Genomic DNA, 3,615 nt, shown 5'->3' with positions numbered 1-3,615 from the left:
ATGTTCCCCTCTAATCTTAGTATGTTTTTGTTAATTTCTCGGCGTGACATCTTCACCAAACCATTTATTGGAGATTTTTTGGAATTCCCCTGTTTTTTCTAATCGATCAAATGCTTCATTTATCTTCTTCACTAACGTATCATCTGACTTACGCACGCCAACCGCAAAATCCTCACTTTCGTAAGAACCTTTTGTCATGTTGAAGTCTTCTAGCTCGTTTCTTTGTTTCAAATAATAGTCCGCATATACTTTATCCATCAGCAAACCATCGATCCGTCCGCTTTTCAGATCAATCAGTGCTTCATTAAAACTATCGTACAAAACAGCATCTTGGTTTTTGACTATCTCTTTTAACACTTCTGGTTGTTTTGTAAATACATCATAACCAGATGACCCATTTTGCGCACCTAATCTCTTATTTTTCATTTGCTCAAAGCTTGTGATTCCTGATTCTTTAGGTGTGATCAGTACTTGATCATTTTCCATATAAGGTTTTGTAAACTGCACTTTCTTTTCTCTTGCCGGTGTCTTGGAATAGCCATTCCAGATCAAGTCGATCGTTCCATTGTTCAATTCAAATTCCTTCATTGACCAGTCAATAGGCTGAAAGTCTACCGTAATCCCATATTGTTCAAAGACTGCTTTGGCTAAATCAATATCGAATCCTGTAAGCTTCCCGTCTTTATCTCTAAATCCCATAGGAACAAATGTATCGTCCAAACCTATAACGATTTTTTTCTCTTCGTTGATAGCCGCCCAATTATCTGCTGAAGCCTTTTTATTCGAACAGCCTGCAAAAAGAAGAAGACCTACGAGCAAAGCGAATAGAAAACTGATTTTTTTCATCTCTATCTTCTCCTTTCTTAACGAATTGGGGAAACTTTTAATAGTTGATCACCGACATTTTCTGCAAATACGAGATCATGTGTGACAATGATTTGGGTTACCCCGTCTTCTTTCAATGATAGGATCAAACGCTCGACTTGCTGACGCAACTCAGGATCTAAAGCACTCGTTGGTTCATCATAAGCCAATACCCTCGGATTCATGGCCAATGCTCTGGCAATCGCTACCCGTTGTTTTTGTCCGCCAGAAAGCTGATAAGGATAGTTATTCAATAAATCGCTAATCCCTAATGAAGCCGCTAATTCTTCTGCTTTTTTGGTGTATTCTTCTTTTGTCTGTTTCAATACCATTTTCGGTGCTAAGGTAATGTTTTCAAAAATATTCAGATGTGGAAATAGCTGGAAGTCTTGGAATACGACTCCTACAACTTGTTCTTTCATTTTAAGTTCGAATGGATTGAACGGTACACCGTCTAAATAAAATTCTCCGCTGTCAGAGCTTTCTAAGCCAGCCAAGATACGTAAAAGTGTGGTTTTACCGCCACCGGAAGGACCTACGATAGCTAATGTTTTCCCATCTGGAATGATTAGATCCAAATCTTTGATTATTTCTTTTTCACCAAATGCTTTGTTCACTTTCTTCAATTCAATCATATTTCTTCCTCCTATCAGTTAGCGGTAATAATTTAATTTTCCTTCAACTTGTTTCATTACGATTGTTAGAATACCAGTCAATGTAAGATAGATGATTGCCACGCCTAGCAAAGGCAGTAAAGTCGCGTCGCGTTCCATCGCGATTTTCCCGGCACGCATTACGTCACCTAAACCTAATATATAGATCAAGGAAGAATCTTTGACCAAGTTGATAACTTCATTACCTACAGAAGGTAAAACAATCTTTGTTACTTGCGGGATGACGATTTTCGTCACCGTTTGAAAGGGACTTAATTGCAAAACTTGCGCTGCTTCATATTGACCTTGAGGAATCGATTGTATCCCTCCACGGAAGATCTCTGCAAAATAAGCGGCATAGTTCAAGATAAAAGCAATGAGCGCTGCTTCGAATCGATCAAAAACGATCCCAATCGTCGGCAAACCATAAAAAACAAAAATCAGCTGTAACAATAGCGGCGTTCCCCGCATGATCCATACATATGTTTGAAGAAAGTAGCGTAGTGGCTTAAAATGCAAGGACAATCCTAGTGCTAAAATAATCCCTAATGGCAGCGAGCCAATCAAGGTAAATAAAAATAATTTCAATGTTGTGAGTGCTCCTACTAATAATTGCGGCATAACTTCAATTAAATACTCCATCTTCTTTTCCTCCTTTAAAATAAAAAAATCCTCTTGGCAAATGCCAAGAGGACGTATTATACGTGGTTCCACCTCTGTTTATTTTTTCCTTGCAGAAAAAACCTCACACAGTCGTTGCAAATCAGATGAAAACAAAAAGTCCTTTGATCCGAAGATCAAAGGACGTTAATCACGTGGTTCCACCTTTTTTTACCGGCTCCTCACGGAAAAGCCAGCCTTATCTGGTCATCTAGCAACGACCGCAGCTGTAACGGGCTCCCCGGATTTTCCTACTATACGCTTCAGAAAATCGACTCCAAGATGTGTTTCACGGTTAACTGCTGCCTCTTTCCACCAACCAGAGACTCTCTAAAAACACCTAACTGCTACTCTTCTTTTCGATGTCATTTATTTTAACTTTACGTGTAATTTACATGATTATTTTTCATTTGTCAACTCTTTTTTATGATACACTAATAAAAAAGGAGGATGATGCGCAATGAGTCGTGCAACCGAACAAGAAGCTTATGAACTACTAAAAAAACTGGATATCTCTTTTCAAAAAGTCGATCATCCTGCGATTACGTCAGTCAAAAATGTCCCTTTTTCCCTACCTGGTCCGCAAGTAAAAAATCTATTATTGAAATCAAGAAAAGGAAAAAAAATCTATCTTGTCATCTTGCCTGATGAAAAGCATGCCGATTTAAAACAACTAGCTGAACAATTAAAAGAAAAGCGCTTATCTTTTGTTTCTGAAGAACAGCTTCCTGACCTTCTAGGTGTTCCAGCAGGTACAGTGACTCCATTAGCATTGATGCACGACAAAGAGAAAAAAATCCAAGTCGTGATCGATGCTGCTATTGATCGTCAAGATACCGTAGGCTTTCATCCAAATATCAATACCACTACGTTGATCATGGATTTTTCCGACTTTGAAAAGATACTTGTTTACTTAGAACATCTGCCAGTTTATGAAAATTTGTAATGATAGAGTAGTTTTCTTATTTCCCAATCCAAGCGTCTTTTTCTTTATTTAGTACAAAATATATCAGAAATTCTTTTAGCCAATCAAACAATGTAACAACTAGTATGGACACTGAAAACTAGAGTATTCTTCCATAGTTAGCCAAATCCATATTTATTGATTCTACGAAAAGAGGCCGGGACAGAAGCGTTTAACTCCAAGAAATAAGAAGAAATTCACGAAAATTGCTTTTCAAATTTTTGTGAATTTCAGCTTATTTCCGAAGGAGTTGCTTCTGCTTCCGCCGTTTATACGTGTTTAGAGCGTGAGACAAAAGTGTTCTTTGCTTTTGTCCCACGCTCTTTTCAATTATAAAGCGGAATTTTATTCTTTTGCTTTCAGTCATATTTAACAAAAAATATTATATTCTGAATAACAAAAATTATTCTATCTACCCGTGGTGCTAGTTAATTTTAATATTCTAAAGAATATCTCAAAGTTCCTTCAAAACGT

4 protein-coding genes and 1 other annotated feature are annotated in these 3,615 nt (G+C 37.4%); of the genes, 1 reads left to right on the top strand and 3 read right to left on the bottom strand.

Annotated features, from left to right (window positions below):
• Positions 1–30: 30 nt before the first annotated feature.
• The 3 genes from HMPREF2731_RS08145 to HMPREF2731_RS08135 are packed head-to-tail and all read right to left on the bottom strand — an operon-like array spanning position 31 to position 2,159.
• Positions 31–846, bottom strand: coding sequence for an amino acid ABC transporter substrate-binding protein (locus tag HMPREF2731_RS08145; RefSeq protein WP_002328943.1), 816 nt, complete (start codon positions 844–846; stop codon positions 31–33).
• 17 nt (positions 847–863) lie between these two features.
• Positions 864–1,499 (bottom strand): amino acid ABC transporter ATP-binding protein, encoded by a 636-nt coding sequence (locus tag HMPREF2731_RS08140; RefSeq protein WP_002293345.1) that lies wholly within the window; start codon positions 1,497–1,499, stop codon positions 864–866.
• Positions 1,500–1,517: 18 nt separating this feature from the next.
• Positions 1,518–2,159 carry an amino acid ABC transporter permease gene (locus tag HMPREF2731_RS08135; protein WP_002293344.1) on the bottom strand — a complete coding sequence of 214 codons (642 nt, stop codon included), beginning with the start codon at positions 2,157–2,159 and terminating at the stop codon, positions 1,518–1,520.
• A 44-nt stretch (positions 2,160–2,203) separates the two neighbouring features.
• Positions 2,204–2,549 (bottom strand) — a binding site (T-box leader).
• An 88-nt stretch (positions 2,550–2,637) separates the two neighbouring features.
• Here HMPREF2731_RS08135 and HMPREF2731_RS08130 point away from each other — a divergent pair.
• A complete protein-coding gene (locus HMPREF2731_RS08130; RefSeq protein WP_002293342.1) occupies positions 2,638–3,123 on the top strand; it encodes a prolyl-tRNA synthetase associated domain-containing protein in 486 nt (161 codons plus the stop codon).
• Positions 3,124–3,615 lie beyond the last annotated feature (492 nt).

The organism is Enterococcus sp. HMSC072F02, assembly GCF_001837725.1.
Classification (GTDB): domain Bacteria; phylum Bacillota; class Bacilli; order Lactobacillales; family Enterococcaceae; genus Enterococcus_B; species Enterococcus_B lactis.
This window is presented reverse-complemented; position numbering and strand designations above follow the sequence as displayed.

Bases quoted from the DNA above. Each gene is read 5' to 3' on its own strand.
- HMPREF2731_RS08145 (WP_002328943.1), bottom strand. From the start codon at position 846: ATGAAAAAAATCAGTTTTCTATTCGCTTTGCTCGTAGGTCTTCTTCTT.
- HMPREF2731_RS08140 (WP_002293345.1), bottom strand. From the start codon at position 1,499: ATGATTGAATTGAAGAAAGTGAACAAAGCATTTGGTGAAAAAGAAATA.
- HMPREF2731_RS08135 (WP_002293344.1), bottom strand. From the start codon at position 2,159: ATGGAGTATTTAATTGAAGTTATGCCGCAATTATTAGTAGGAGCACTC.
- HMPREF2731_RS08130 (WP_002293342.1), top strand. From the start codon at position 2,638: ATGAGTCGTGCAACCGAACAAGAAGCTTATGAACTACTAAAAAAACTG.